Here is a 627-nt window from a genome sequence, read left to right as displayed (position 1 = left end):
CAAACAGGCAGCCGATGATGCCAAGGATATTGCAGAACAATCAAAAGAGTTATCAGAAGGTGCGACATCTTCTGTTAGAGAACTCACAAAAACAGCGTCTCAAGTACAAACGGCAGTAGAGAAGGCATTAACGGAGTCAAGAGAATCCAAACAGATAGCAGAGTCATCTAAGACACTCTCAGAAGAAGCCAAACAACTTGCAACAGAAGCCCAAAATGCCTCTACCAATGCGCTTACAGCAGCGAATGCAGCGAAGGATAAAGCATCTACAGCGCTTACCTTAGTCAATGATGTCAAGAATATTTCTGAAGAAGTGAAAGGTATTGCAGAAACGGCATTATCGACCGCTACCACAGCTAAACAGGCTGGTGATGAGATCGGGCAAAAAGCTTTAGAAGCGTTAACGAAGTCGAGTGAAGCTAAGAGTTTAGCGGAAACAGCTCATAGCACAGCAGTAAGTTCACAGCAGACAGCCGCTGATGCAAAAGCTAAAGCCGAAAGTGTAGAGACAGTTGCGAATGCAGCGAAGAGCACAGCAGAAGAAGCCAAGAGTGCAGCAGATAGTGCAATAGCGAAAGCGGAGCAAGCCCAACAGAGCACAACAGAAGCCTCTAGAATAGCTTTGGA

General features: G+C 45.8%; 1 pseudogene. It reads left to right on the top strand.

Annotated elements, in window-relative coordinates:
* Positions 1 to 627 (top strand): annotated as a pseudogene (locus ACFIM6_RS10130) (hypothetical protein); the annotation flags it as partial.

Origin of the sequence: Bartonella sp. AA9NXGY (assembly GCF_042196845.1) — a bacterium.
Taxonomy (GTDB): domain Bacteria; phylum Pseudomonadota; class Alphaproteobacteria; order Rhizobiales; family Rhizobiaceae; genus Bartonella.
This window is presented reverse-complemented; position numbering and strand designations above follow the sequence as displayed.